Origin of the sequence: Pseudoalteromonas sp. UG3-2, from assembly GCF_037120705.1 — a bacterium.
Classification (GTDB): Bacteria; Pseudomonadota; Gammaproteobacteria; order Enterobacterales; family Alteromonadaceae; genus Pseudoalteromonas.
Window position 1 is genome coordinate 108,377 of the sequence record NZ_JAWLJU010000002.1, and the last position, 24,711, is coordinate 133,087.

The window sequence follows — 24,711 nt, forward strand, 5'->3', positions numbered from 1 at the left end:
CTTTCCATGGGGCTATCATTGGTGTTGGTGATAGCGCTCATTGTGGGCTTGGCATTTATCCTAAAGCGCTTAAACCCCAATATTGTCAACCAAAAAGACTTTAAGGTCGTACGCAGTATTTCACTGGGCACAAAAGAAAGGTTGCTGGTTATTGAGCTTGATAATAAACAACATTTACTCGGAGTTACTCCTAGTAATATCAACTACCTCTATCAACTTGAGACGCCACTCGATGGCTTAAATCAGGCACCTTTTGCCAGTGAATTACAGAAGTTTTTGGCCACTAAGATGACCCCAGCGAATAAAGATAATAAGAAATCCCATGATTAAAACGCTCCTTTTCTCACTGTTGTTATTTTCAGGCTTTGCCTCTGCCGAGGGCATTGAAGCCATTAACGTCACCACTAACCCTGACGGTAGCCAAGAGTACTCGGTAACTTTGCAGGTGCTGGCTATCATGACGGCACTGAGTTTTATACCTGCAGCAGTTATCATGATGACCTCGTTCACCCGGATCATTGTCGTCCTAGCGATTTTGCGCCAAGCCATTGGTTTACAACAGTCTCCTTCCAATCAAATTTTGCTAGGTCTAACGCTGTTTTTAACTTTGTTTATTATGGCTCCTATCTTTTCACAAATTAATGAACAAGCGGTTCAGCCATACATCAATGAAGAGCTCACTTCTATCCAGGCGCTTGAAAAAGCCAAAGAGCCAATGAAGAGCTTTATGCTATCGCAAACTCGGATTAAGGACTTAGAAACCTTCGCCAAAATTGCCGGGTACGATAAGCTTGATAGCCCAGAAGACACACCGTTTATTGTTATTATTCCAGCATTCGTGACGTCTGAATTACAAACCGCCTTTATTATCGGCTTTATGTTCTTTATCCCATTTCTCATCGTTGACTTAGTGGTAGCGAGTGTCTTGATGGCCATGGGTATGATGATGCTCTCCCCGATGATAGTCTCTTTGCCATTTAAGATTATGCTGTTTGTCTTAGTGGATGGTTGGAGCTTAGTTATGGGGACGCTGGCCAGAAGCTTCGGGTTGGGGGTTTAGCGTGGAACCAGAAGTATTTGTTGATATCCTAAGTGGTGCGCTATTTATTGTGATTAAACTCGTGGCAGCGATTGTCGTACCTGGCTTGCTAATTGGTTTGGTGGTGGCGGTCTTCCAAGCGGCCACTTCTATCAACGAACAAACCTTGAGCTTCTTACCGCGACTGATTGTCACCATTGTAGCGCTGATCGTTGGTGGCCATTGGTTTGTCCAAGTGCTGATGGATTATTTCAACACACTGGTACTGCAAATTCCTGAAATCGCGGGGTAAAGATGGAGTTTACCTTTGCTGTGATCATGCAGTGGCTCAGTGACTTTTTGCTGCCACTGGTCAGAATAAGTTCAATGATTATGGTCATGGCGGGCCTCGGTGCGCAAACGGTGCCGGCGCGAATTAAGTTTGCCTTGGCCGTGGTGATCACCTTTGCAGTAGTGCCGGTCCTTCCGAAGTCACAATTTACTGATTTATTCTCTTTTTCCATGATCCTAGTGGTGATCCAAGAGCTTATCACTGGTGTGGCGATTGGCTTTGGCTCATTACTGCTACTCAACACGTTTATTGTTGCAGGCCAAATCCTGGCAATGCAAACTGGCCTTGGCTTTGCTTCCGTGGTGGATCCTGCCAACGGTATGAGTGTCCCGGCGGTGGGTCAGTTTTATTTGATTTTGGCGACATTACTGTTTTTTGTTTATAACGGCCACTTGATGATGATCCAAATGGTGGTATATAGCTTTGAGACTTTTCCTGTGGCTGGAAACTGGTGGTCAGTGGATAAATTTTGGACCATAGTGAACTGGGGCGGCTGGATGTTTTCCACCGCGCTGGCACTGGCGTTGGCGCCATTAACCGCGATGCTTATTATTAATTTGTCTTTTGGTATTATGACCCGGGCAGCGCCGCAAATGAATATTTTCTCAGTAGGCTTCGCCTTTACTTTGGTGGCCGGATTAACCATTATCTGGATGACGTTAGGGAATTTCTTAGCGCAATACGAATTCCAATGGCTAAAAATGACCGAGCTAATGTGTAACTTAGTCGGTTGTACGGTATAGGAGCGCTGTAAATGGCTGAAGATTCGGGTCAAGAACGCACCGAGGAACCCACCCAGAAAAAAATTGACGACTCCAAGAAAAAGGGGCAAGTGGCACGCTCTAAAGAGCTTGGCACGACCTTCGTGCTGATGTTTTCTGCTATCGCGCTGTTAATGTATGGTCCGGGTATAGCCAAAGGGCTCTATAATGTCATGGGTCGCATGCTAACTCTCAATCGTAACGAAACCTATGACACCACCAAAATGTTTGCCCTGTGGGGCGAAGTCTTTGGTGAGTTAATTTTTCCTATGTCGATGTTCGTTTTTATTATCGCCATTGCCGGCATTGTTGGTAATACTTTATTAGGCGGCTTTAACTTTTCTTGGAAAGCTGCCGCCCCTAAAGCCAGTAAAATGTCTCCAGCTAAGGGCATTAAGCGAATGCTGGGGCCGCAAGCCGCTATCGAGCTATTAAAATCAATCTTAAAGTTTGTGCTGGTGGCAGGCTGCGCTATTTTACTGATTAATCTCTACTTCGACGAAATACTGCACCTGAGTATTGAACAGATCCCTGCCAGTATTGAGCATGCCCTAGAAATATTGGCTTGGATGTTTTTGGCCTTGAGTTGTACCATGATCGTTATTTCTGCGATTGATGCGCCGTATCAAAGTTATAATCATCATAAGCAGCTAAAAATGACGCTGCAAGAAGTCAAAGATGAATATAAAAACTCTGAGGGTGATCCACAAATTAAAGCGCGCATTCGCCGTACACAGCGCGAAATGTCCCAACGCAGAATGATGCAAGAAGTGCCTGATGCTGATGTGGTGGTGACCAACCCAACCCATTACTCAGTGGCACTAAAATACGATACTGAAAAGGCCGGCGCCCCTATTGTTATTGCCAAAGGGGTGGATGAACTGGCGATGCAAATACGAAAAATTGCCAAAGGCAACGAAGTACCTATTGTTGAGTCACCGATACTAACTCGTTCTTTATATCACACCACAGAAGTGGGCGATCAAATTCCAGAGCAATTGTTTACCGCGGTGGCACAAGTACTGGCCTATGTTTTCCAGCTGAGCCGTTTCCAAAAAGGCAGAGGCAAGCGACCGACCGCACTGAGTAAAGATTTGCCTATCCCAGATGATCTGAAGCACTAATCGCGAACATAAAAGAGTATTTCGCTGGCGAGTTTACCCTGAACCCCACAGGGTAGAAGCATCGCTCTCGACACCATTATTTAGCTGCAACCCGGCTTCCTTAATTCAGTAAAATAGATTGCATACAAGCACTGACGACACACTTGGAATATATATTGCTTTATTCACTGTGTGTCAATTTTTTGCATGTGTTAAGTTATGGAATTTAAAGCGGTTTTAGAACAACTCAATCGAGATAAAAAAGAATATGCTAAGGGCGTTGGTACTCCATTGCTGGTACTTGCGGCCTTGGGTATGGTGATTTTACCGTTACCGCCATTCTTACTCGACATTCTTTTTTCTTTCAATATAGCACTTGCACTGGTGGTTCTTTTAGTCACGGTTTACACCATGAAACCACTGGAATTTGGCATGTTCCCGGCGGTGTTGCTAATCGCCACCATTATGCGCTTAGCACTGAATGTTGCCAGTACTCGAGTGGTACTACTAGAAGGTCATACTGGTGGGGACGCTGCAGGTAAAGTGATCGAGGCTTTTGGTAGCGTGGTGATTGGCGGTAACTACGCCGTTGGTTTGGTGGTGTTCCTTATTCTTATCATCATTAACTTCGTGGTTATTACCAAAGGTGCCGGGCGGATTTCGGAAGTGTCTGCACGTTTTACCCTGGATGCCATGCCTGGTAAACAAATGGCCATTGATGCCGACTTAAATGCTGGCTTCATCTCTGCTGAAGAGGCCAGAACTCGTCGTGATGAAGTAACTCGAGAGGCTGACTTCTATGGCTCGATGGATGGTGCCAGTAAATTCGTTAAAGGCGATGCCATTGCGGGGATAGTGATCCTAGCAATTAATATCATCGGTGGCTTATTTGTTGGTATGATCCAACACGACTTAACTTTTGGTCGGGCCATGGAAGTGTATACCATGCTGACCATAGGGGATGGCCTGGTTGCACAGATTCCTTCTTTATTGTTGTCGATTGGTACTGCCATTGTTGTGACGCGACAAAACGAGTCGCACAACATGGGCGATCAATTTAAAACTCAGTTAGGCAATGAAAAATCACTGTTTATTGCCTCTGGGATCCTTATCACTATGGGTCTCGTCCCTGGCATGCCTCATGTGGCTTTTTTAAGTTTAGGCGCGCTGCTTGGCTATATTGCGTATTACACTCAGCAACAAAAGAAAAAAGCGGAAATCGAGAAAGCCGAACAAGAAGCCAGCGGAGCTCAGGGCAAAGGCGCGCAACAGCAAGAACAAAAAGAGCTGGGCTGGGACGATGTGCAGCCGGTTGATGTGATCGGACTTGAGGTGGGCTACCGACTCATTCCTTTGGTTGACCAAGCACAAGGTGGCGAGCTATTAAGTCGCATTAAAGGGGTTCGTAAGAAGCTTTCGCAAGAGTTGGGCTTCTTGGTGCCACCAGTGCATATCCGCGATAACTTAGAGCTCGATCCCAATGCCTACAATATTACTCTAATGGGCGTGGGCTCAGGAAACGGTGAACTGAAACATGGTGATGAATTAGCCATTAATCCCGGCCAAGTATTTGGCCCCATTAAAGGCATTGAAACCAAAGATCCGGCGTTTGGTTTGGATGCAGTATGGATTAAGCCGGATCAGAAAGACGAAGCGCACTCATTGGGCTACACAGTGGTGGATGCTGCAACCGTGGTGGCCACTCACATTAGTCAGTTGCTAACCAACAATGCTTCATTGTTGCTGGGCCATGAAGAAGTGCAAAACCTACTCGATATGCTCGCCAAGAGCCACCCACGTTTAGTGGAAGGACTCGTGCCGGATATTCTACCGCTAACAACAGTGGTAAAAGTACTGCAAAACTTACTCAATGAAGGCGTAGCCATTCGCGATATGCGCTCTATTGTTCAGACCCTAGTTGAGTATGGTCCAAGAAGCCAAGACCCCGATGTACTTACGGCTGCAGTGCGAATTTCACTGCGCAGATTAATCGTTCAAGACGCGGTTGGCGGCGAAGAAGAAATCCCTGTCATAACATTGGCGCCTGAGTTGGAACAGATGTTGCATCAGTCACTTCAGAACGCAGGTGATGAGGGGGCAGGTATCGAACCTGGCTTGGCGGAGCGGCTTCAAGAGTCATTACGAGAAGCGCACCATAACCAAGAAATGCTAGGTGACCCGTCCATCTTATTAACCTCAGGTATGTTAAGAAGTGTGCTATCTCGATTTGTTAAACACACTATCCCGGGCTTAAGAGTGATGTCGTATCAAGAAGTACCGGAAGAAAGACAAATCAAGATTGTGAGCTCGGTTGGACAATAGAGGATAAAGGGGCTGTAACATGAAAATTAAACGTTTTTTCGCAAAAGATATGCGTACGGCTTTAAATGAAGTGAAAGAAGAGTTAGGCGCGGATGCGGTTATCATGTCTAACAAAAAGCTGGCTGACGGTGTTGAAATTGTTGCCGCTGTGGATAATGACCGTGCTGCAGCGCCTAAGCCCCAATCACCAGCGCCTGCTACAAACAACGAAGCGCCAGCTAAACAACAGCCTAGTCGTTTTGTACGCCCTGAGCCACGTCAAGCGCAACCGAGCAAACAAGCGCAAGTGGCTGATAGCTTAGAAGCCTTGTTAGAGCGCCAAGCTCCACGGCCGCGTTCACCAGAATTGGCGTCAATGTTTTCACAGTCTGGTATTGATACTGAGCAAATGTTGGCGACAAAGCAAGAACCTCAGCGTCAACCACAACGCTCAGCTCAACCGAGTTATCACAGCAAGCCGCAACCAAGTCGCCAATCTTTTGACTTTGAAGACGATGACTTTGCCGAGTCGCAAAGCTGGTCGGAATCGGATGACTTAGACAGTGGTTTTGGCGATGAGCCAGCGCCAAGTCAGCGCGCTAAGGGCGATGAAATGAGCGACATGCGTGAAGAAATGAATGCCATTCGTCAGCTCCTAGAACATCAAGTTTCAGGATTAATGAGACAGGAAATGGCGCGCCGCGACCCAACTCGTGCATGCTTAGTTGACCGCTTAGAAGGCATGGGGATCGATAAAGATGTGGCAGAGCAAATGGCCTGCTTTATTCCCGATGATGTGTCACGCAAAGAAGCCTGGAATGCATTGTTAAACATGGTGATCAATCAAATGCACACCACCAACAACGACATTCTACGACAAGGTGGGGTGTTTGCTATGGTAGGTCCTACCGGCGTTGGTAAAACCACCACAGTAGCGAAGTTAGCTGCTCTTGGGGCACAAAAATATGGTGCCGATAAAGTTGCCCTGATCACCACAGACACTTACAGAATTGGCGCTTACGAGCAACTGGCCACGTACGGTCGCATTATTGGTTGCCCGGTTAAGCAAGTGAAAGATGCCAATGAACTTGCAGAAGTGCTTTATCATTTACGCAATAAGCGTCTAGTATTAATAGATACAGCCGGAATGAGCCAAAGAGATTTGCGCTTAACTGAGCAGTTAAATACACTTATGCGCAGTGCCCGCGTGGATATTCGTAGTTATCTTGTATTGAGTGCTACGGCGCAAATGAACGTGCTTCAAGAAACCGTAAGACACTTCAAAAAAGTAAATTTAAGTGGCTGTATTTTCACAAAACTTGATGAAAGTCTAAGTTTGGGCGAGATTATTAGTATTGCGATTCAAAATCGCTTGCCAATAGGGTATCTTACTAACGGTCAGCGAGTGCCAGAAGACATTCGCGTCGCAAATGCTCAAAAGCTAGTCAAAAAAGCCGAGCAATTGTATTTAAAAAGAATAAAAGCACAGCACTCTCGACGTGTACCTGTAGCGTCAGAGTCAGTAGGAATGTATGATTAACACAGTTTTAGATCAAGCAAGTGGCCTGCGAAAAATGAGTCAAAGTAGCAACCAAGGTGTAAAAGTGATAGCCGTTACCGGTGGCAAGGGAGGCGTTGGTAAAACCAATGTTTCATTAAACACGGCCATCGCAATGGGACAGCAGGGCCAGCGAGTATTGGTGTTGGATGCCGACTTAGGCTTGGCAAACTGTGATGTCATGTTAGGCCTTAGGGTTGAGAAAAACTTATCTCATGTGTTATCAGGTGAGTGCGAATTAGAAGAAATTTTAGTGGAAGGCCCCGCTGGGATTAAAATTGTGCCAGCAACGTCAGGCTCGCAAAATATGGTTGAGCTGACCCCAGCGGAACATGCTGGTTTAATTCGAGCATTCAGTGAGCTTGATAGCCACTTTGACGTATTAATTGTTGACACCGCAGCAGGTATCTCTGACATGGTGTTAAGCTTTTCCCGCGCTGCCCAAGATGTGGTTGTGGTGGTGTGTGACGAACCTACCTCCATTACGGACGCTTACGCGCTAATTAAAGTGCTCAGTCGTGAGCACGGTGTCTATCGTTTTAAAATTGTTGCAAATATGGTGCGTAGCTTGCGTGAGGGACAAGAGTTGTTTGCTAAACTCTCCAAAGTAACGGACCGATTTTTAGATGTTGCCCTAGAGCTAGTGGCAACCGTGCCATTTGATGAAAACATGCGAAAATCGTCGCGGCGGCAAAAGGCCATCGTCGATTTATTTCCAAGCTCACCAGCGGCTGTGGCAATTAAAGGATTGGCATCGAAAGCGGTTAAATGGCCTGTTCCACATCAACCTTCCGGTCATTTAGAATTTTTTATTGAGCAATTAGTGAATGGGTAATTATGGCTTCACCGGTCAATAGAGCGGCGGGATATCAAACTACAGACCACATCCATAAAGTGGTCGAACGGCATGCACCTCTGGTAAAAAAAGTGGCATGTCACCTCATCGCTCGACTTCCGGCTAGTGTGCAACTGGATGATCTAATCCAGTCGGGCATGATTGGGTTAATTGAAGCCACAAAGAATTTTGATGCCAGTAAAGGAGCCAGCTTTGAAACCTTTGCTGGCATTCGTATTCGTGGCGCTATGCTGGATGAAATGCGGCGTGGCGACTGGGCGCCCCGCTCGGTTCATAAGAACAGTCGAATGGTAGCTGAAGCCATATCAGAGCTTGAAGCAAGCCTCGGGCGAGAGCCAAAAGACACTGAAATCGCTGAAAAACTTGATATTACGCTAGATGAGTACCATCATATTTTACATGATGTAAATGCCAGCAAAGTCATAGGGATTGAGGATTTAGGGGTAGATGAAGATGTCATAACCCCTGCCAACAGCGACTTTGCGCTAGACAAACCGTTTAATAACGTTAAAAATGAACGTTTTAATTCGTCTTTAGTGGAAGCGATAAAATCCTTACCAGAGCGCGATGCGATGGTGTTGTCACTTTACTATAACGATGAAATGAATTTAAAAGAGATTGGCGCCATTCTCGATGTCAGTGAATCTCGAGTAAGTCAAATTCACGGTCAGGCAATGATTAAGCTAAAAGCAAAAATCAATGACTGGATAAATTAAAGTAAATAAATAGTTGGGTTCGAACCTCACTGGAGGAAGTTTTGGATAAGAACATGAAAATTCTCGTGGTTGATGATTTCTCTACTATGAGAAGAATAATCAAAAACCTATTAAGAGATTTAGGCTTTACCAATGTTCAAGAAGCTGATGATGGTAGTACAGCACTTCCGATGCTACAAAATCAGGAGTTTGACTTTGTAGTCACTGATTGGAATATGCCAGGAATGCAGGGCATTGACCTGCTGCGCGCCATTCGTGCAGATGAGAAGTTAAAACACATTCCAGTGCTAATGGTAACGGCGGAAGCAAAAAAAGAGCAGATCGTAGCGGCGGCGCAAGCTGGGGTAAATGGCTACATCGTTAAACCGTTCACAGCAGGTACACTGAAGACCAAGCTTGAAAAAGTATTTGAGCGGTTAGGCTAACAGCAAGGGGGAATGGCCTATGTCTGTGAATGCTGCGCCTCAAATCACACTTGAACAAGCAAAACAGCTAGTAGAGTATCTCGAGCAAGGTGAGCAAGAAAAAGCTGACCAACTTATTTTAGAGGCTGCAAACAAAGAGCAATCTGAGCTTTTCGCTGAGGTCGGTAAGTTGACTCGTCAACTTCATGAGTCGTTAAAAAACTTCGAGCTAGACACGCGACTGGCTGACCTTACCACAGAGGCCATACCGGATGCCAAGCAGCGTTTAAATTACGTCATGGAACTGACGGAGAGCGCTGCCAACAAAACCATGGACGCGGTGGAAGAAAGCTTGCCCTTAGCACAAGATTTGGCCGAAGAAATAGCACAAATAAAGCCCACATGGGATCGCCTAATGAATCGAGATATCGAGCTTGGCGAGTTTAAATCTCTGTGTCACGATCTTGACAGCTTTATGCAGTCGTCTAAAACCCGTACCGATGAACTACAAAGCTTGATGACCAATGTGTTGATGGCCCAAGATTATCAAGATTTGACGGGCCAGGTAATTCGACGCGTTATTGAGCTGGTAAGAGAAGTCGAAGACAGTCTCATCAACCTATTAACTGTTTTCAGCAATGGCGATGAAGAACAGTTACGGGCACAAACGAAAGAAAATGAAGTAAAAACAGCAGAGACTGTCAATGAATTGTCTGGGCCTGAAGGCCCTATTATTGATGCTGAATCGCGAGACGACGTGGTATCAGGTCAAGATGAAGTCGATGACTTGTTATCTAGTTTAGGCTTCTAGTTGGAGAATGAGAGTATGAGCTTTGAAGTCGATGAAGATATCCTCCAGGACTTTCTAGTTGAAGCGGGTGAAATTCTAGAGTTACTATCAGAACAGCTTGTTGAACTAGAAAACAATCCTGAAGATAAGGAACTTCTCAACGCAATTTTCCGTGGCTTCCATACCGTGAAAGGGGGCGCTGGGTTCTTAGGCATGACAGAACTGGTCGATGCCTGCCATGGTGCGGAAAACGTGTTTGATACCTTACGACAAGGTCAAAGAACAGTCACCTCTGAGTTAATGGACGTTATCTTGCAAGCGCTTGATACCATTAATGAGATGTTTTCGTGTATTCAAAGTCGTGAAGAACCAGAAGCGGCCGATCCAGAGTTACTGAAAACGCTACATAAGCTCAGCCAACCAGAGTCAGAAGATGAAGCTGCCGTAGAAGCGCCAGCTGCAGCAACTGACCCAGAACCCGAACCTGACCCCGAACCCGAGAGCCCTGCAGTAAGCGCAGACGACGTGCTGTTTGATATGGATGACAGTGGCGGCGATGATGCGGGTGGTATTGACGAAATTACCGAAGAAGAATTTGAAAACCTACTAGATGAGCTCCATGGCTCAGGTAAAGGGCCTGCACCGACTTCCTCTCAACCAGCTGAACAAGACCAAACTGGTAGCGACGACGGCGATATTACCGATGATGAATTTGACAGTCTATTGGACGAGCTGCATGGCGTAGGTAAATTTGGTGGAGCCACCAATGTTGAGCCACCCCCAGCCGCTCCAGAGCCGCCAGCGGCAAGCCCCAGCTCTGGCTCTGATGACGATGAAGAAATTACCGACGATGAGTTCGAGGCGCTGCTAGATGAATTACATGGTAAGGGCGGGGCGCCAAAGCCGGTAGACGAGCCTGCTCCAGCGCAGCCCAGCAAACCAGAGCCTGCGGCAGCGAAACCAGCGCCAAAGCCTGAGCCGAAGCCGGCTGTAAAACCCGCCGCAAAACCGGAACCGCAAGCCGCTAAGCCCACTGAAGCCCCAGCTGCCGAGCCGAAAAAAGCCGCTGCTGCGCCAGCTAAAAAGCCAGCGCCACAGGCAGAAACCACCGTTCGCGTTGATACTAGCCGGTTAGACGAAATCATGAATATGGTGGGTGAGCTGGTGCTGGTGCGTAATCGCTTGGTGAGCTTAGCCAATAACAGCAACAGCGAGAGCATGGGCAAAGCCATTTCTAATTTGGATGTGGTTACGGCTGATTTGCAAGGCGCGGTGATGAAAACACGGATGCAGCCAATCAAAAAAGTATTTGGCCGCTTCCCACGCGTAGTAAGAGACCTAGCTCGAAGCCTGAAAAAAGAAATAAACTTGGTCTTAGAAGGTGAAGACACCGATTTAGATAAAAACCTTGTGGAAGCACTGGCCGACCCATTGGTTCACTTAGTTCGTAACTCAGTTGACCACGGCATCGAAATGCCAGACATTCGAGAAGCCGCAGGCAAACCAAGAACGGGTACGGTCACTTTATCTGCGTCGCAAGAGGGCGATCATATCCTGCTAACCATCCGCGACGATGGTGCCGGTATGGATGCTGAGAAACTTAAGAAAATAGCCATCAGCAAAGGCGTGATTGACTCGGATCAAGCCAGCCGTTTATCCGATACCGAAGCGTACAACCTGATTTTTGCACCGGGCTTCTCCACCAAAGAGGAGATTTCAGATATTTCTGGCCGTGGTGTTGGCATGGATGTCGTTAAGACCAAAATCACGCAGCTAAATGGTCAGGTCAATATACAGTCTGAGTTAGGCGTTGGTACGGTATTGGAAATTAAAGTGCCGTTGACCTTAGCTATTTTGCCGACCTTAATGGTGATGGTAGGCGAGCAGACATTTGCCTTGCCGCTGGCCGCGGTAAGCGAAATTTTCCATTTAGACTTAACCAAGACCAATGTAGTGGATGGTCAGCTCACCATCATTGTGCGTGAAAAAGCCATTCCACTGTTCTACCTCGAGCACTGGTTAGTAAAAGGTGCAGACAGAACTATGCGCAAAGCCGAAGGGCATGTTGTGATTGCCCAAATCGGTACTAAGCAGGTGGGCTTTGTGGTGGACTCACTCATTGGTCAAGAAGAAGTTGTGATTAAGCCTTTGGATGCATTATTACAAGGAACGCCTGGTATGGCTGGCGCAACCATCACGTCAGATGGCGGTATCGCCTTAATCCTTGATGTGCCCAATTTATTAAAGCACTACGCATAATCATTTTATGGCGTAGTTCGAATTCTAGAGCAGCGAGAGCTGCTCTGCTGTAGAGCAAATTAAAGAGCGTTGCCAATGGCAGTTAAAGTGTTAGTCGTAGACGACTCCAGTTTTTTTCGTCGTCGAGTTAGTGAAATACTAGAAAAAGACAGTGGCATAGAGGTCATTGATTTTGCAGTAAATGGCAAAGAAGCAGTAGACAAAGCGGCTTCATTGCGTCCTGATGTAATCACCATGGATGTGGAAATGCCGGTGTTGGATGGCATTAGTGCTGTGAAACAAATCATGCAAGCCTCTCCCACGCCAATTTTGATGTTTTCTTCGTTAACCCGAGAAGGTGCTAGTGCGACGCTGGATGCACTTGAAGCGGGCGCCGTCGACTTCCTCCCGAAAAAGTTTGAAGACATTGCCAGGAACAGCGAAGAGGCAATCAAGTCGCTGCAAAATAAGGTCAAAGAAATTGGTCGTAAGCGTGTTAGTCGCTTTACTCGCCCAAGTTCCCCAGCACCAGCTAAGCGCTCGGAGCCTAACATTGCGACCAGACAAACGCCTACTCGCCAAACTGTGCCGCAACCGGACAGAACGTTTCAGCGCAGCGGCAGTGGTGCCAGTAGTAGCCAAGTAAAAGCATCGGGCAAAAAGTATGGCCTAGTGGCAATTGGCACTTCAACGGGTGGGCCAGTGGCATTGCAAACCATCTTAACGCAAATTCCAGCGAACTTTCCTCACCCGATTTTGCTTGTGCAACACATGCCAGCAGCATTTACACCAGCGTTTGCTGCGCGACTGAATAGCTTGTGTAAGATAAAAGTTAAAGAAGCAGAGCAAGGTGATCGCTTGAAGCCTGGTATGGCGTACTTGGCACCCGGTGGTAAGCAAATGATGGTTGAAAGCCGAGGGGGAGCTAAAACACTGAAAGTGTTCGAAGATGATAGCCCTAGAATTACGTATAAGCCCAGTGTTGACGTCACCTTTGCCAGTGTGGCTAAAGCTTATGGCGGCGACGCCTTAGCCATTGTACTCACCGGTATGGGAGCCGACGGTCGTGATGGTGCGCGGATGTTAAAACAAGTGGGCGCTACTATCTGGGCGCAAGACGAAGCAACCTGTGTGGTTTATGGTATGCCGCAAGCGGTGGCCAGTGCGGGGCTTGCTGCAGATAACATTGCCCTTAATGATTTTGCTTTGCGTATTAATAAAGAAGCTGGTAATGGTTAATGCCATAGTGAATAATGCCTTACATAAGCCAAGCAAGGCAGTTTAAGCTTGTTAAAAATCATGATAATAAAGCGCTAAGAGTAAGGGTCAAACAGTGAAGATTTGGACGGTAGCTAATCAAAAGGGCGGAGTAGGAAAAACGACGACCACGGTTAGCCTTGGTGGTATTTTAGCTGAGCAAGGTTATAAAGTGCTGCTGATCGATACCGACCCTCATGCTTCACTGACTTATTATTTTGGCATCGACTCTGAAGAGCTTGAGGTCAGTGTTTACGATATATTTGCCCGTGGCAATAGCATGACCAGTGAGGAAATCTTACAGTCTTTGTGTCCATCCACCATTGAAAACCTTGATATTTTGCCCGCGACCATGGCAATCGCTACTTTGGATAGAAGTATGGGTAGCAAAACGGGGATGGGGCTAATTCTGAAAAAGTCTTTAGAAAAAATTGCCAGTGAATACGACTACGCGATTTTAGATTGTCCGCCGGTGCTGGGAGTATTGATGGTGAACGCATTGGCCGCCAGCGAGCGTATTTTAGTGCCAGTGCAAACTGAGTTTTTAGCACTGAAAGGGTTAGATAGGATGATGCGCACGATGGAGCTTATGCAAAGCTCACAACATAAGCAGTATCAATATACTATTATACCTACTATGTACGATAAACGGACCAAAGCTTCATTGGAGGCATATAAAACCTTAGTGGCAAATTATAAAGACGCAGTTTGGCCTGGCGTAGTGCCAGTCGACACTAAATTCCGTGATGCCAGTTTGGCGCAACAAGTGCCAGTGCAGTTCTGCCCGAAGTCACGGGGCGTTTTTGCCTACCGAGCATTACTCGACTATTTGCAGCAACTGGGCTAGAAGAAAGATGACTAAGCATTTGTTTGCTAACGAAAAGGTGATGAAACAATACCTTGGGGCGCTACTGCAAGAAGAGCCTGAGGAAGTCAGCCATGAGCTTAATCCGGTCGCTAAGTTGTTAGAGCAGGTCACAGAGCCGCAGCCACAGAGCCAAGCGGATCCGGTCGTGACCACGCCTGAACCAGAGCCTAAGCCAGAGGGAGTCATTGCACCTGTAGAGCTTAAAAGCGCTGAAACAATTGATAGTAAATCACCTCAAGATCTTGAAGTCACTGAAAATACATCTATTATCAAAGAAGATACCAGCAGTGATAGCAATGCGGCTCGTGAAGCATATCAAGATGGAGAGTTTCAAGCTCTATTTTTTGAGGTGGCTGGACTGACCCTTGCCGTGCCACTAAGAGCACTTGGGGGAATTCATCAGTTAGGTGAAGTAACTCAACTGTTTGGTAAGCCGAGCTGGTTTAAAGGCGTAATGCTGAATCGCGAGGAAAAGCTGAGTGTGGTAGATACTGCAAGATGGGTAATGCCAGAAAAGTTTACTCCAGAGCTTGAGCAGAGCCTAGATTATCAATACCTGATAACCTTGGGTGACAGTAATTGGGGCTTGCTAGCAGAGAAGCTAGTCAATAACTTGACACTTAAGCCAGAAGATATAAAGTGGCGCACCGGAGATGGCAAAAGGCCATGGTTAGCTGGCGTTATCAAAGAGAAAATGTGCGCACTAATAGACGTAGAAAATTTAAACCTTTTGCTAGAACAAGGCCTCGATAGTCGAGAGCAGTAGCTAGTATATTGATGGAGTGAAACCATGAGCCAAGATAGACTACTTTCTGCAGACAAAAATGCTGATAGTAATGACGAAGTGTTGCAGTGGGTTACCTATAAGCTTGAGGAGGAAACTTACGGCATTAACGTAATGCAAGTACAAGAGGTATTGCGCTACACCGAAATTGCGCCAGTACCCGGTGCTCCAAGTTACGTTTTAGGCATTATTAACTTACGCGGCAACGTCGTCACTGTAATTGACACCCGTGCACGCTTTGGTCTGCCTAGTGCAGAAGTCACGGATAACTCACGTATCGTGATCATTGAAGCCGAAAAGCAAGTTATCGGTATCTTAGTCGATAGCGTAGCCGAAGTGGTTTATCTTAAGAGCTCTGAAATTGACAGTGCACCAAACATTGGCACTGAAGAGAGTGCTAAGTTTATCCAAGGTGTTTCTAATCGCGAAGGCGAGTTACTTATCCTAGTTGACTTAAACAAATTACTCAGTGATGAAGAGTGGGATGAGTTGAGCCATATATAAATGTTGCAGGCAGTAAATACAGACACCGTTTTATTCATCATCTCTGTGGCCTCAAGCGCGCTAGTACTAGCTTGCTTGGGGTTTATTTTTAGTTTGAGTAAAAAGCTCAACCTCACGCAACGAAAAGCGCTTCAGATAGAAAAAACATTTCAAGCTTCTGAGCAGCAAGTGGCTATTTTACGCAGTGAAATTGCTGAACTTAGGGCAAGCATAACGAGTATAGGCAAGCGTGCGGTGAATACCGAACAAGAACTGCATGAGCTTGCCAATCAGCAGGCTGCACAGAAATATGATGACCCGGACGCCAAAATATATTCTCGTGCAGTGAAAATGGTAGAGCTTGGAGCTGATATTGAAGAAATCATGCGTGAGTGTGAGTTGCCCAGAGCCGAAGCTGAACTATTAATGTCTTTACACAACAAAAGCTAACCACCTTGCCAATAAGCCTAGTGTGGATCACTAGGCTTTAACGTCTAACTTATCCCTAAATCCTTGCCACCCTGGTGGAAACTTACCTTGCATGATGTAGGAAAAAGCAATCAGCTCAGCGATAACGTAATAGAGTTCGCGGGGAATTTCTTGCTGTAACTCAAGTGCGCTAAGGGTTTTACTTAATGCCTCATCTTCGTGGATCATGATGTTTTTTTCTTTTGCCAGCGCGATGATCTCTTCGGCCAACTCACCATAGCCTTTAAAGGTGACTTGGGGGGCGCTACCTGCTTCATACAGCAGACCAATGGCAGACTTTTGACTCATGGCGTTAGACCTTTATATTGATAATAGCATGTTCATTGAAAAACTTGTCCTGAAAACTCTGCTCTTCTCGCAGACCAATTTCCGCCACCTGCAAGCCATGAGAAGCAAGCTTGCTGCGTAGGGCTGCTAAATGAGGCTCCGCCATTTGTTTAACACTGTTAGAGGTGGCAATTAATGCGCACTCTACGGCTTTGTCCATTAATTCGGCCTGGGCATGGATCTGACCTTGGGCGGCGAAATCGAAGCACAGTCGCACAAACCAGACTGATTTTTCGGGCATTCCCGCTTTAGCGGGCTTGTTATAGTGCCCGATTTGTAACTGTGTTTGCTGTTGTTCTGGGGGCGTTTTATTAGGAAACAGCAGGTTGATGATCAGCTGAGCATCACTGTCTTGCTTACTTTGTGGCGTGCTGGACAGCTGACTGACGCTGGGTTGCAATTGATTTTGTAATTGCCCCAATTCTGCTAGCAGCTCACGGGCCTGTGGTTGCTGCATTAGCTCGCTGACATTTTTTGCTGAAATATTTTTTACTTGTGGCAGCAAGGTTTCCAGTAGGGCCTGCACCTTGCTTTCATTGGCTGTATTTGCAGCGCCACTGGCACTGGTTTGGCTTCCTAATAACACCACTAAAAGGCGCTCTAGTAGTTGGCTGAAGCTAGACTGATGCAGTTGTGATGGAGTGTTAGTGAATGCGCTGATCCCCAACTGGCTATCAAGTTGCTGTTTAATTGCCATTGCAGTGCTTGATTGTGCGTCTACCATTCTTGTAAAAGCCTGTTGCACCAGTTTATTTAATTCCGGCATTTGCTTTAGGGTGTCAGCAGATTGGTATTTCTGTAACAGCTCCGCTGTGACTTGGGTGTTTGGCTTGGCGACGGTTTCTATCTTATCAGGCTGTGGTTTTAGATTGAGAAGTGACTCAATGACGCCTTGTTTTTTGTCGGTGGTAAAGGTAACGGCCTGCGGCAGGCTCTCTGCCACTGGCTTCGCTTGTTTAGTCACTTCCTGTGAATGCGTTTGCGGAGTCTGGGCTACGGTTTTGCCAGCAATATACATGGGGCTATTGAGTTGCTTAATTAGTTGTTGTAACGATTGGTTTGTCTTGCTTGGTGAGTGGTTACTTACTGTGTTTAATAACTCTGTAAGCCCCTGTAGTCGAGTCGAGAAGTCGATTGGCGGTGCTTGAAATTGCAGCGACGGCTTTGCGGCTTGGTGGCTGAGGTAACTGGCAACCGCATGGCGCAACGATTCGTTGCTTGCTACTTGAGGTTGTGTATGGGATTGCTGAGCACCTTTTGGTGACACTATCTGGCGAATACTATCAAATAGCTGCTGGATTGCCGGTTGTTGCGGTTTTAGCTGTGTCAGGCTAACTTTCTCATTACCAAAAGGGAGCAGTGAAGCCGTTTGTACAGGTGATTTTATTTGTACATTTTCCGTGCTTTGCTGGGTATTAGTTGTGTTTAGCGATTGCGCTTTTGTCGTGCTTTTCACGTTGCTAGATGTGTCTAGCGATTGCGCTTTTGTCGCGCTTTGCACGTTACTCGTTGTCTTTAACGGTTGTACTCTTGTTAAACTTAGCTCTTTTCCAATGACATCTAGCGACTGTGTTTGCGCCTGTTGTGGGGCACCAAAAGGCTTATTAATAAGTGACTTTAACGCCGTAATAACCTGCGACTTGATTTGCTGCAATGTCACCTCGAGTAGAGGAGTTTGGTACGGCAGCGTTGCTCTGGTGGTTGCCTGTGTACTATTGGGCTTAACCGCAGAGGGTGGGCTGTCGAGTTGTTGAAGTAGTTGCGAAACCGGTTTTTGTGCGATGACCTTGATGTTTTGAGCGGTCTTAGTCAAGTCAATACCATTGACATTGCTTTGTAGCTTCGCTGGCTGCCACTTGCTTGATATTGGCCAATTACTTCTCGCCGCAGTGAAGTTCAAAATGGTGTTGTTCACCTTCACATCGAGCGCTTTTAAACCGGCTTTTAGATCGACCGTTGGTAATTGCTGAGCAATTAACTTGGCAATAGCTGAGTTAGCCAGTTTAGTGCTAAAGAGTGGATCTTTAAACTGGTTAAAGAGCTCAAGTGTAAAGCTATGTTGACTTGGCGACAGCTGGGCAATCAGCTTCTGCTCTTGCGCTAACATGGTCATTACCGCTTTAGGTAAAGGGATTGATAAATCGAGCTGCTTAATGGTTAAGCCATGTTTGTTTGCCGTCGCTATGGCCTGTAATGGTTGCGCTGCAGAATGCCCTTTGACAGCAGCAAGTAACTCAAAGAGTTGTTTAGCAAGAACCAGTTGCGCCTGGGCTTGATTGCTTTTGAGGGTAATGACTTTACCGCTCTCATCAACCGATACCATGGCTTCTTCGAGCTGTTGCGGTTGTGCAGGCGCCGATTTAAGCGACAATTGAATGGTCTGCAAACGACCCTCAATAGCGACATCCATTTTTAATTTATCACCACTAATAACAATATTTTTGGCATGAAAAGGCTGCTTGCTGGGAAGCGAGATAAGCGCGTTGGCTTTGTTACTGCTCTCTAGTTCAAGAGCCTGTCCAGAGTTAATTGTTGTTGGCAGCTTATTCATTATTTTAAATCAATTTTTCGCTAATCGTTGGCGTCAGATTATTCGTATTACCATACCATTATGTTAGACTAACGCCCAATTTTAGGTAAAGAGAAGCCCAAGTTTGCTAGAGATAGACGCCGTTACTTGTACCAAACAGGAAAGATGCTTGTTTGAGGCATTAAGTTTCACTCTCCATGCGGGGCAAATCATGCAAATTGAAGGCCCAAATGGTGCCGGAAAAACCTCGCTATTGCGGATCATCGCTGGTTTTGCTCGTGCCGATGAAGGACAGATCCGTTATCAAGGTGTTGATGTCCGTCAAGACTACGATACTTTCGCTAGTGAATTACTGTTTATCGGCCATAAAACTGGGGTGAATCAGCAGCTCAGTGCTTACGAGAATGTTCAGCATTGGCTGAGTGTCCACGGTGGCAAAGCCAATGAAGACAGCGTTTATGAACTGCTGGCGAAATTGGGTTTGATTGGTCTTGAAGACGTGCCAGTGCGCACCTTGTCAGCGGGTCAGCAGCGCCGCGTCGCACTAGTAAGACTGTGGCTTAACCAAGCTAAGCTGTGGGTGCTGGATGAGCCTTTTACCGCACTCGACAAAAAGGGTGTTGCCATGTTGCAGACCCAATTCCAAGGGCACTTAGACCAAGGTGGGGCGATTTTATTAACCACGCACCAAGATCTCACCGCGCACTTTGCTCAATTACAAACCTTGACGTTGGAGTACCGTTTGTAATGCAACCTCATCATTCTTATTGGCTGGCGTTTAAATCCGTCTACAGTAAAGACGTGACCTTGGCGTTTCGCCAACGGGCTGAAATCGTCAATCCATTATTGTTTTTCCTCATCGTGATTACTTTATTTCCTATTGCTATTGGCCCAGAACCTGGGTTATTGGCTAGAATGGCGCCTGGAGTGATTTGGGTGGCGGCATTATTGTCCACCATGTTGGGACTGGATAAAATGTTCCGCGACGATTACCATGACGGTTCATTGGAGCAGTTGATTGCCTCACCTTATCCCTTATCCTTGTCAGTCCTAGCTAAAGTGGCTGCACATTGGACCGTAAGTGGATTGCCCATGGTGATCTTAGCGCCATTGTTTGCGCTATTGATGAATTTAGAGTCACAGTCTTTAAATGCCACGGTATTTACCTTGTTAATAGGCACGCCGTTGTTGAGTTTTATTGGGGCCATTGGCGCAGGGTTGACCGTTGCGCTACAAAAGGGCGGTATTTTGATGAGTTTATTGGTCTTACCGCTTTATATCCCCGTACTGATTTTTGCAACATCCGCCATCGATACCAGTAGTATGTCTTTAGATTATGGTGGTCAGCTTGCAATCCTTGGTGCCATGCTTGCCGTCGCAGTCGTTGCCGCACCAATTGCCATATCGTCAGCATTAAAAGTGAGTATAAGTTAAAATGTGGAAGTGGTTACATCCTTATGCCAAAGCGGAGCGTGCTTACCAATTGTGTAACACCTTGCTTCCTTACTTTACCGTGATTGCGGTGGTGGGTCTTGTGGTTGGTTGGGTTTGGGGGTTAGCCTATGCGCCTGCCGACTACCAGCAAAAAGACAGCTATCGTATTATCTTTATTCATGTGCCTTCAGCCATTTGGTCTATGGGGGCGTATTCCTCTATGGCCATTGCCGCGGTCGTTGCGCTGGTGTGGCAAATTAGAAATGCCGAGCTTGCGGTGATTGCCATCGCGCCAGTAGGCGCCGCCATGACGGCCATTGCCTTGATCACTGGCGCTGCTTGGGGCAAACCCATGTGGGGCGCTTGGTGGGTCTGGGATGCCAGACTCACCTCAGAACTCATTTTATTATTTTTATATTTTGGCGTGTTATCGTTATACCACGCCTTTGAGGATAAAAAGTCCGGCGCTCGCGCCGCTTGTATCCTCGCTATCGTTGGTGTGGTGAATTTGCCGATTATCCACTTCTCGGTTGAGTGGTGGAATACTTTGCATCAGGGATCTACTATCACCAAATTTGATACCTCGGCCATTGACCCTTCAATGCTCTGGCCTTTACTTATTAATATTGTCGCTTTTGCAGGTGTCTTGGGAGCAGTGACTTTAGTTCGACTCAAAAACGAAATTCTGCGTAATGAGCAGCATCGGGCTTGGGTTCGTCAATTGGTAGAAAGAGGTTAATTATGCAGTTTGAATCCTTTAGTGATTTTCTAGCTATGGGCGGCTACGGCTTTTACGTTTGGCTTTCTTATGGCACTTGTGTACTTATTTTAGTTGGCCTACTGGTAAGCTCCTTGTTAGACGGCAAAAACCTCAAGCAAGGGGTAAAAGCACAAATGGCCCGCGAAGCCCGAATTAAAAAGGCGAAACAACAGGAGGCGCAAGCATGAACCCAAGACGTAAAAAGCGACTATTTAGTGTGGTTGCGGTGATCTTTGGTATTGGCGCTGCTGTCGGTTTAACCCTGTATGCTTTGCAAGAGAATATCAACTTATTCTATACCCCAAGTGAATTGGTTCAGGGCAAAGGGGAAGCCAAAGAAAAACCGCAGATCGGTCAAAAACTCCGTATTGGTGGTATGGTGGTGCCCGGCTCAGTGGAGCGTGATGAAAGCTCGCTGGATGTGACGTTTAAGCTTATTGATACTGGCCCTATGGTGACCATTCGTTACCGCGGGATTTTGCCTGACTTATTCCGTGAAGGGCAGGGGATTGTGGCGCAAGGTACCTTAATCGAACCGGATGTGGTGGAAGCCTTTGAAGTATTAGCCAAGCATGATGAAGAATATATGCCTTCCGAAGTCGCCGAGGCGGTAAAAGGTATTAAGCACGAAAAACCCAAATATAACCTCAGCAGCGAGAACTAGTATGGTCCCAGAAATTGGATATTTCGCCCTAGTTTTAGCTATGGCGCTCAGCTTACTGCTTTGTATTTTTCCCCTATGGGGCGCTTACACAGGAAATCTAAGATTAATGAAAGCGGCACCGTCATTGGCCATTGGCCAATGTGTGTTGGTGGTGTTTTCCTTTTTAGTTCTGATCCATATTACCTTAATGGACGATTTTACGGTTAAATATGTCGCTCATCATTCCAGTAGCACCTTACCTTGGTACTACAAAATCACCTCGACTTGGGGTGGTCATGAAGGGGCTATTTTACTTTGGCTAGTGATGCAGTCTAGCTGGACCATGCTTGTGGCCTTAATGTCAAAATCCCTGCCGTGGGTATTGCGCGCTCGGGTGCTTGGGGTACTAGGCTTTTTAGGGGTTGGCTTTATGCTTTACACCCTATGGATGTCGAGCCCGTTTGAGCGGTTGCTGCCTTACTTCCCTGTTGAGGGGCGTGATCTTAACCCTCTATTGCAAGACCCTGGCATGATAATTCACCCGCCATTATTGTATATGGGCTATGTTGGCCTGTCGGTCTCTTTTGCCTTTGCTATCGCTGCTTTGTTAACGGGTAAACTGGATAATACTTGGGCCAAATGGTCTCGTCCTTGGACCATGGCTGCGTGGGCCTTTTTAACCTTAGGGATCACCATTGGCAGCTGGTGGGCTTATTCCGAGCTTGGCTGGGGCGGCTGGTGGTTCTGGGATCCGGTGGAAAACGCCTCGTTAATGCCTTGGTTGGTGGCCACAGCTTTATTACACTCCTTAGCCGTGACAGAGAAACGCGGAGTATTTAAATCCTGGACGGTATTGTTAGCCATCACCGCCTTTAGTTTGTGCTTATTAGGCACCTTTATTGTGCGCTCTGGCATTATCGTCTCGGTTCACGCCTTTGCAACCGACCCTGACCGCGGCTTGTTTATTCTCTCTTTCTTAGCTGTTGTGGTGGGGGGCAGTTTAGCTCTTTACGCCATGCGAGTATCGCAAGTACGCAGTGAAGGTCGCTACAAATTTGTGTCGCGAGAAGTGACTTTATGGCTGAATAACATCTTCTTGGTTGTGGCTACCTTAATTGTGCTACTAGGTACCTTGTTGCCTATGATCCATAAAGAGTTAGGGCTAGGCTCAATTTCTATCGGGGTACCATTTTTTAATCAAATGTTTGCCATTTTAATCGTGCCTTTTGCCATTTTAATGGGCTTAGCACCGATGCTACGTTGGAAGCAAAATAAGCTGCCACCTCTGGCGCAAAAATGGGGCGTACTCATTGCCGTGAGTTTAGTTATCACAGCGGCATGGCTGTATCCTAGTTATGAGGTAGTCACACCGCTTACCTTTATTGCAACCGCACTGGCTGTGTGGATTGTGGTGGCTACAGCGTTTGATTTGTTTAATAAAGTCACCGTACAGCCCGACATTGGTACTGGCTTTAAAAAGCTAGGGCTAAGTTACTGGGCCATGGTGTTAGGCCATGTTGGTATTGCCTTTGTGATTGCGTCGGTAACATTGACCTCGGCGTATTCAGTCGAACGAGATGTCAGCATGAAGCCCGGTGATATTGCTACTTTAAACGAGTATCAATATCGCTTTGAAGGGGTGAAAGAAATTCGTGGACCCAACTATGGCGGCCACGCAGGCGTGGTGACCGTATTAAAAGAGGGCAAAAAAGTCACTGAGCTATATGCAGAAAAGCGCCGCTATGACATTGGTATGCAGTTTATGACTGAAGCGGCCATCGATGACGGCTTCTTCCGTGACCTTTACTTGGCGTTAGGGGAGCAATTATCACAAGGGGCATGGTCACTGCGCATTTATCACAAACCTTATGTGCGTTGGATGTGGCTCGGTGGTTTATTGATCTCATTAGCCGGTTTTGTGGTGCTAGCGGATAAGCGTTACCGCAGACGTCGTCAATCATCTCACACTGCGGGGGCCTAACATGAATCGTAAATTGATCGGATTGATCCCTTTTTTAATTTTTATTTTCCTGTGTGTGTTTCTCTATCAAGGGCTGTTTGGCAACCCCAGAGAAATCCAGACAGGGCGAATTGGCCAAGCGATGCCTGAGTTTGCCTTACCCGACTTGATGGACAGCAATAAGGTTTGGACTGATGAGTCACTCAAAGGCGAAGTTTACCTTATGAACGTTTGGGGCACCTGGTGTCCAACGTGTATTGCTGAGCTGGGTTACCTAACCGAACTGAGAGAGCGGGGAGTGCGGATCATCGGCTTGTATTACGAGCAAGCTTATGACCCAGATTTTGGCGATCAGTTTGATATTAACGCACTACGCCAAGACGTAAACAATATGCTGAGTCGCGCAGGTGACCCGTATCAGTTTAATATTTTAGATTTGGAGCGCTCATTGGCCCTTGACCTTGGTGTTTCTGGTGCGCCAGAAACCTTTTTAGTTGATAAAGAGGGTACCATTTTGCTCCACCATACCGGCGATATTAACGAGCGCGTGTGGCGCAGTAAGTTTGCCCCAGTTTATCAGGAGCTAATGCCATGAAGTATTTAGTTGCCTTGGTATTGTTGTTAATGGCATACACCGTTCAGGCAGAACCAAAAGACAACTACCAGTTTGCCACCACTGAACGTGAACAAACGTTTCGAGAGTTAACCCAAGAGCTGCGTTGCCCTAAGTGCCAGAATCAAAATATTGCCGATTCAGATGCCGTAGTGGCAAAAGATTTGCGCGATAAAGTGATTGCACTGGTTAAAGAGGGCAAAAGCAAAGACGAAGTGATCGATTTTATGATTGACCGCTACGGCTACTTTGTTCATTACCAGCCTCCGGTTACGCCGGCCACCATTGTGCTTTGGGTATTGCCTGTGGTGATTATTGTGTTGGGTTTTGGTTTTATTGTGCTGCGCCAGCGCCGCGCGGCAAAAAAACAAGATTGGAGTGCGGCCGATGAGCAAAAATTGGCGGAACTTATTAAGCGCAACCAGCGACAGGAGCGTGAACAGTGAGTGAGTTTTCGACCGACTTA

The 24,711-nt window shown here is 46.6% G+C and carries 27 protein-coding genes; 25 read left to right on the forward strand and 2 right to left on the reverse strand.

Going from position 1 to position 24,711, the window contains the following annotated elements:
• Positions 1-6: 6 nt before the first annotated feature.
• The 17 genes from fliO to R3P39_RS03895 all read left to right on the forward strand — a co-directional run bounded on the left by fliO (position 7) and on the right by R3P39_RS03895 (position 15,939).
• Positions 7-330 carry a flagellar biosynthetic protein FliO gene (gene fliO, locus R3P39_RS03815; RefSeq protein WP_336569228.1) on the forward strand — a complete coding sequence of 108 codons (324 nt, stop codon included), beginning with the start codon at positions 7-9 and terminating at the stop codon, positions 328-330.
• Positions 323-1,060, forward strand: coding sequence for a flagellar type III secretion system pore protein FliP (gene fliP, locus R3P39_RS03820; protein ID WP_336565759.1), 738 nt, complete (start codon positions 323-325; stop codon positions 1,058-1,060). The genes fliO and fliP overlap by 8 nt, the downstream gene beginning before the upstream one ends.
• A gap of 1 nt (position 1,061) precedes the next feature.
• Positions 1,062-1,331: a flagellar biosynthesis protein FliQ gene (gene fliQ / locus R3P39_RS03825; RefSeq protein WP_336565760.1), complete on the forward strand. Its 270-nt coding sequence runs from the start codon at positions 1,062-1,064 to the stop codon at positions 1,329-1,331.
• Positions 1,332-1,333: 2 nt separating this feature from the next.
• Positions 1,334-2,113 carry a flagellar biosynthetic protein FliR gene (gene fliR / locus R3P39_RS03830; protein WP_336565762.1) on the forward strand — a complete coding sequence of 260 codons (780 nt, stop codon included), beginning with the start codon at positions 1,334-1,336 and terminating at the stop codon, positions 2,111-2,113.
• Between the two features lie 11 nt (positions 2,114-2,124).
• Positions 2,125-3,255 carry a flagellar biosynthesis protein FlhB gene (gene flhB / locus R3P39_RS03835; RefSeq protein ID WP_336565764.1) on the forward strand — a complete coding sequence of 377 codons (1,131 nt, stop codon included), beginning with the start codon at positions 2,125-2,127 and terminating at the stop codon, positions 3,253-3,255.
• 198 nt (positions 3,256-3,453) lie between these two features.
• The gene (gene flhA / locus R3P39_RS03840; protein ID WP_336565766.1) at positions 3,454-5,556 is read left to right on the forward strand and encodes a flagellar biosynthesis protein FlhA; all 2,103 of its coding nucleotides are present in this window, start codon (positions 3,454-3,456) and stop codon (positions 5,554-5,556) included.
• Positions 5,557-5,575: 19 nt separating this feature from the next.
• Positions 5,576-7,075, forward strand: coding sequence for a flagellar biosynthesis protein FlhF (gene flhF / locus R3P39_RS03845; protein ID WP_336565767.1), 1,500 nt, complete (start codon positions 5,576-5,578; stop codon positions 7,073-7,075).
• The gene (locus tag R3P39_RS03850) at positions 7,068-7,928 is read left to right on the forward strand and encodes a MinD/ParA family protein (protein WP_336565768.1); all 861 of its coding nucleotides are present in this window, start codon (positions 7,068-7,070) and stop codon (positions 7,926-7,928) included. Before flhF ends, R3P39_RS03850 begins: the two co-directional genes overlap by 8 nt.
• Positions 7,929-7,930: 2 nt before the next feature.
• The gene (locus tag R3P39_RS03855) at positions 7,931-8,665 is read left to right on the forward strand and encodes an RNA polymerase sigma factor FliA (protein WP_336565769.1); all 735 of its coding nucleotides are present in this window, start codon (positions 7,931-7,933) and stop codon (positions 8,663-8,665) included.
• Positions 8,666-8,706: 41 nt separating this feature from the next.
• Positions 8,707-9,090 carry a chemotaxis response regulator CheY gene (gene cheY, locus R3P39_RS03860; protein WP_010369104.1) on the forward strand — a complete coding sequence of 128 codons (384 nt, stop codon included), beginning with the start codon at positions 8,707-8,709 and terminating at the stop codon, positions 9,088-9,090.
• A gap of 19 nt (positions 9,091-9,109) precedes the next feature.
• Positions 9,110-9,880, forward strand: coding sequence for a protein phosphatase CheZ (locus tag R3P39_RS03865; protein WP_336565778.1), 771 nt, complete (start codon positions 9,110-9,112; stop codon positions 9,878-9,880).
• A gap of 15 nt (positions 9,881-9,895) precedes the next feature.
• Positions 9,896-12,118, forward strand: coding sequence for a chemotaxis protein CheA (locus R3P39_RS03870; RefSeq protein ID WP_336565780.1), 2,223 nt, complete (start codon positions 9,896-9,898; stop codon positions 12,116-12,118).
• 75 nt (positions 12,119-12,193) lie between these two features.
• Positions 12,194-13,336 carry a protein-glutamate methylesterase/protein-glutamine glutaminase gene (locus R3P39_RS03875; protein WP_336565781.1) on the forward strand — a complete coding sequence of 381 codons (1,143 nt, stop codon included), beginning with the start codon at positions 12,194-12,196 and terminating at the stop codon, positions 13,334-13,336.
• Positions 13,337-13,430: 94 nt separating this feature from the next.
• Entirely contained in the window at positions 13,431-14,201 is a 771-nt protein-coding gene (locus tag R3P39_RS03880) for a ParA family protein (RefSeq protein WP_336565782.1), read from the forward strand.
• Positions 14,202-14,208: 7 nt separating this feature from the next.
• Positions 14,209-14,988, forward strand: a complete 780-nt coding sequence (locus tag R3P39_RS03885; protein WP_336565783.1) for a chemotaxis protein CheW — start codon at positions 14,209-14,211, stop codon at positions 14,986-14,988.
• A gap of 24 nt (positions 14,989-15,012) precedes the next feature.
• Positions 15,013-15,510, forward strand: a complete 498-nt coding sequence (locus R3P39_RS03890; protein WP_336565784.1) for a chemotaxis protein CheW — start codon at positions 15,013-15,015, stop codon at positions 15,508-15,510.
• Positions 15,511-15,939 (forward strand): DUF2802 domain-containing protein, encoded by a 429-nt coding sequence (locus tag R3P39_RS03895; protein WP_336565785.1) that lies wholly within the window; start codon positions 15,511-15,513, stop codon positions 15,937-15,939.
• Between the two features lie 30 nt (positions 15,940-15,969).
• On the opposite strand, the gene R3P39_RS03900 is transcribed toward R3P39_RS03895, so the two are convergent.
• Together R3P39_RS03900 and R3P39_RS03905 are read right to left on the reverse strand one after the other, a co-directional pair.
• The gene (locus R3P39_RS03900) at positions 15,970-16,266 is read right to left on the reverse strand and encodes an EscU/YscU/HrcU family type III secretion system export apparatus switch protein (RefSeq protein ID WP_336565786.1); all 297 of its coding nucleotides are present in this window, start codon (positions 16,264-16,266) and stop codon (positions 15,970-15,972) included.
• A 4-nt stretch (positions 16,267-16,270) separates the two neighbouring features.
• Positions 16,271-18,856 (reverse strand): flagellar hook-length control protein FliK, encoded by a 2,586-nt coding sequence (locus tag R3P39_RS03905; RefSeq protein WP_336565787.1) that lies wholly within the window; start codon positions 18,854-18,856, stop codon positions 16,271-16,273.
• A 103-nt stretch (positions 18,857-18,959) separates the two neighbouring features.
• Between R3P39_RS03905 and ccmA the strand changes: the two genes are divergently transcribed.
• The 8 genes from ccmA to R3P39_RS03945 are packed head-to-tail and all read left to right on the forward strand — an operon-like array spanning position 18,960 to position 24,691.
• Positions 18,960-19,583 (forward strand): cytochrome c biogenesis heme-transporting ATPase CcmA, encoded by a 624-nt coding sequence (gene ccmA, locus R3P39_RS03910; RefSeq protein WP_336565788.1) that lies wholly within the window; start codon positions 18,960-18,962, stop codon positions 19,581-19,583.
• Positions 19,583-20,269, forward strand: a complete 687-nt coding sequence (gene ccmB, locus R3P39_RS03915; protein ID WP_336565789.1) for a heme exporter protein CcmB — start codon at positions 19,583-19,585, stop codon at positions 20,267-20,269. The genes ccmA and ccmB overlap by 1 nt, the downstream gene beginning before the upstream one ends.
• A 1-nt stretch (position 20,270) precedes the next feature.
• Complete coding sequence (locus tag R3P39_RS03920; protein WP_336565790.1) at positions 20,271-21,008, forward strand: heme ABC transporter permease; 738 nt, start codon at positions 20,271-20,273, stop codon at positions 21,006-21,008.
• Between the two features lie 2 nt (positions 21,009-21,010).
• Positions 21,011-21,217: a heme exporter protein CcmD gene (gene ccmD, locus R3P39_RS03925; protein ID WP_336565791.1), complete on the forward strand. Its 207-nt coding sequence runs from the start codon at positions 21,011-21,013 to the stop codon at positions 21,215-21,217.
• The gene (ccmE, locus tag R3P39_RS03930; protein ID WP_336565792.1) at positions 21,214-21,693 is read left to right on the forward strand and encodes a cytochrome c maturation protein CcmE; all 480 of its coding nucleotides are present in this window, start codon (positions 21,214-21,216) and stop codon (positions 21,691-21,693) included. Before ccmD ends, ccmE begins: the two co-directional genes overlap by 4 nt.
• A 1-nt stretch (position 21,694) precedes the next feature.
• Entirely contained in the window at positions 21,695-23,653 is a 1,959-nt protein-coding gene (locus tag R3P39_RS03935) for a heme lyase CcmF/NrfE family subunit (RefSeq protein WP_336565793.1), read from the forward strand.
• A 1-nt stretch (position 23,654) separates the two neighbouring features.
• Entirely contained in the window at positions 23,655-24,227 is a 573-nt protein-coding gene (locus R3P39_RS03940) for a DsbE family thiol:disulfide interchange protein (RefSeq protein WP_336565794.1), read from the forward strand.
• Positions 24,224-24,691, forward strand: coding sequence for a cytochrome c-type biogenesis protein (locus tag R3P39_RS03945; protein ID WP_336565796.1), 468 nt, complete (start codon positions 24,224-24,226; stop codon positions 24,689-24,691). Before R3P39_RS03940 ends, R3P39_RS03945 begins: the two co-directional genes overlap by 4 nt.
• The last annotated feature ends 20 nt before the right edge of the window (positions 24,692-24,711 follow it).

What these genes read in the sequence shown, in the direction of transcription:
- fliO (WP_336569228.1), top strand. Translation starts at nt 7, where the DNA reads ATGGGGCTATCATTGGTGTTGGTGATAGCGCTCATTGTGGGCTTGGCA.
- fliP (WP_336565759.1), top strand. Translation starts at nt 323, where the DNA reads ATGATTAAAACGCTCCTTTTCTCACTGTTGTTATTTTCAGGCTTTGCC.
- fliR (WP_336565762.1), top strand. Translation starts at nt 1,334, where the DNA reads ATGGAGTTTACCTTTGCTGTGATCATGCAGTGGCTCAGTGACTTTTTG.
- flhB (WP_336565764.1), top strand. Translation starts at nt 2,125, where the DNA reads ATGGCTGAAGATTCGGGTCAAGAACGCACCGAGGAACCCACCCAGAAA.
- flhA (WP_336565766.1), top strand. Translation starts at nt 3,454, where the DNA reads ATGGAATTTAAAGCGGTTTTAGAACAACTCAATCGAGATAAAAAAGAA.
- flhF (WP_336565767.1), top strand. Translation starts at nt 5,576, where the DNA reads ATGAAAATTAAACGTTTTTTCGCAAAAGATATGCGTACGGCTTTAAAT.
- R3P39_RS03850 (WP_336565768.1), top strand. Translation starts at nt 7,068, where the DNA reads ATGATTAACACAGTTTTAGATCAAGCAAGTGGCCTGCGAAAAATGAGT.
- R3P39_RS03855 (WP_336565769.1), top strand. Translation starts at nt 7,931, where the DNA reads ATGGCTTCACCGGTCAATAGAGCGGCGGGATATCAAACTACAGACCAC.
- R3P39_RS03865 (WP_336565778.1), top strand. Translation starts at nt 9,110, where the DNA reads ATGTCTGTGAATGCTGCGCCTCAAATCACACTTGAACAAGCAAAACAG.
- R3P39_RS03870 (WP_336565780.1), top strand. Translation starts at nt 9,896, where the DNA reads ATGAGCTTTGAAGTCGATGAAGATATCCTCCAGGACTTTCTAGTTGAA.
- R3P39_RS03875 (WP_336565781.1), top strand. Translation starts at nt 12,194, where the DNA reads ATGGCAGTTAAAGTGTTAGTCGTAGACGACTCCAGTTTTTTTCGTCGT.
- R3P39_RS03885 (WP_336565783.1), top strand. Translation starts at nt 14,209, where the DNA reads ATGACTAAGCATTTGTTTGCTAACGAAAAGGTGATGAAACAATACCTT.
- R3P39_RS03890 (WP_336565784.1), top strand. Translation starts at nt 15,013, where the DNA reads ATGAGCCAAGATAGACTACTTTCTGCAGACAAAAATGCTGATAGTAAT.
- R3P39_RS03895 (WP_336565785.1), top strand. Translation starts at nt 15,511, where the DNA reads ATGTTGCAGGCAGTAAATACAGACACCGTTTTATTCATCATCTCTGTG.
- R3P39_RS03900 (WP_336565786.1), bottom strand. Translation starts at nt 16,266, where the DNA reads ATGAGTCAAAAGTCTGCCATTGGTCTGCTGTATGAAGCAGGTAGCGCC.
- R3P39_RS03905 (WP_336565787.1), bottom strand. Translation starts at nt 18,856, where the DNA reads ATGAATAAGCTGCCAACAACAATTAACTCTGGACAGGCTCTTGAACTA.
- ccmB (WP_336565789.1), top strand. Translation starts at nt 19,583, where the DNA reads ATGCAACCTCATCATTCTTATTGGCTGGCGTTTAAATCCGTCTACAGT.
- R3P39_RS03920 (WP_336565790.1), top strand. Translation starts at nt 20,271, where the DNA reads ATGTGGAAGTGGTTACATCCTTATGCCAAAGCGGAGCGTGCTTACCAA.
- ccmD (WP_336565791.1), top strand. Translation starts at nt 21,011, where the DNA reads ATGCAGTTTGAATCCTTTAGTGATTTTCTAGCTATGGGCGGCTACGGC.
- ccmE (WP_336565792.1), top strand. Translation starts at nt 21,214, where the DNA reads ATGAACCCAAGACGTAAAAAGCGACTATTTAGTGTGGTTGCGGTGATC.
- R3P39_RS03935 (WP_336565793.1), top strand. Translation starts at nt 21,695, where the DNA reads ATGGTCCCAGAAATTGGATATTTCGCCCTAGTTTTAGCTATGGCGCTC.
- R3P39_RS03940 (WP_336565794.1), top strand. Translation starts at nt 23,655, where the DNA reads ATGAATCGTAAATTGATCGGATTGATCCCTTTTTTAATTTTTATTTTC.
- R3P39_RS03945 (WP_336565796.1), top strand. Translation starts at nt 24,224, where the DNA reads ATGAAGTATTTAGTTGCCTTGGTATTGTTGTTAATGGCATACACCGTT.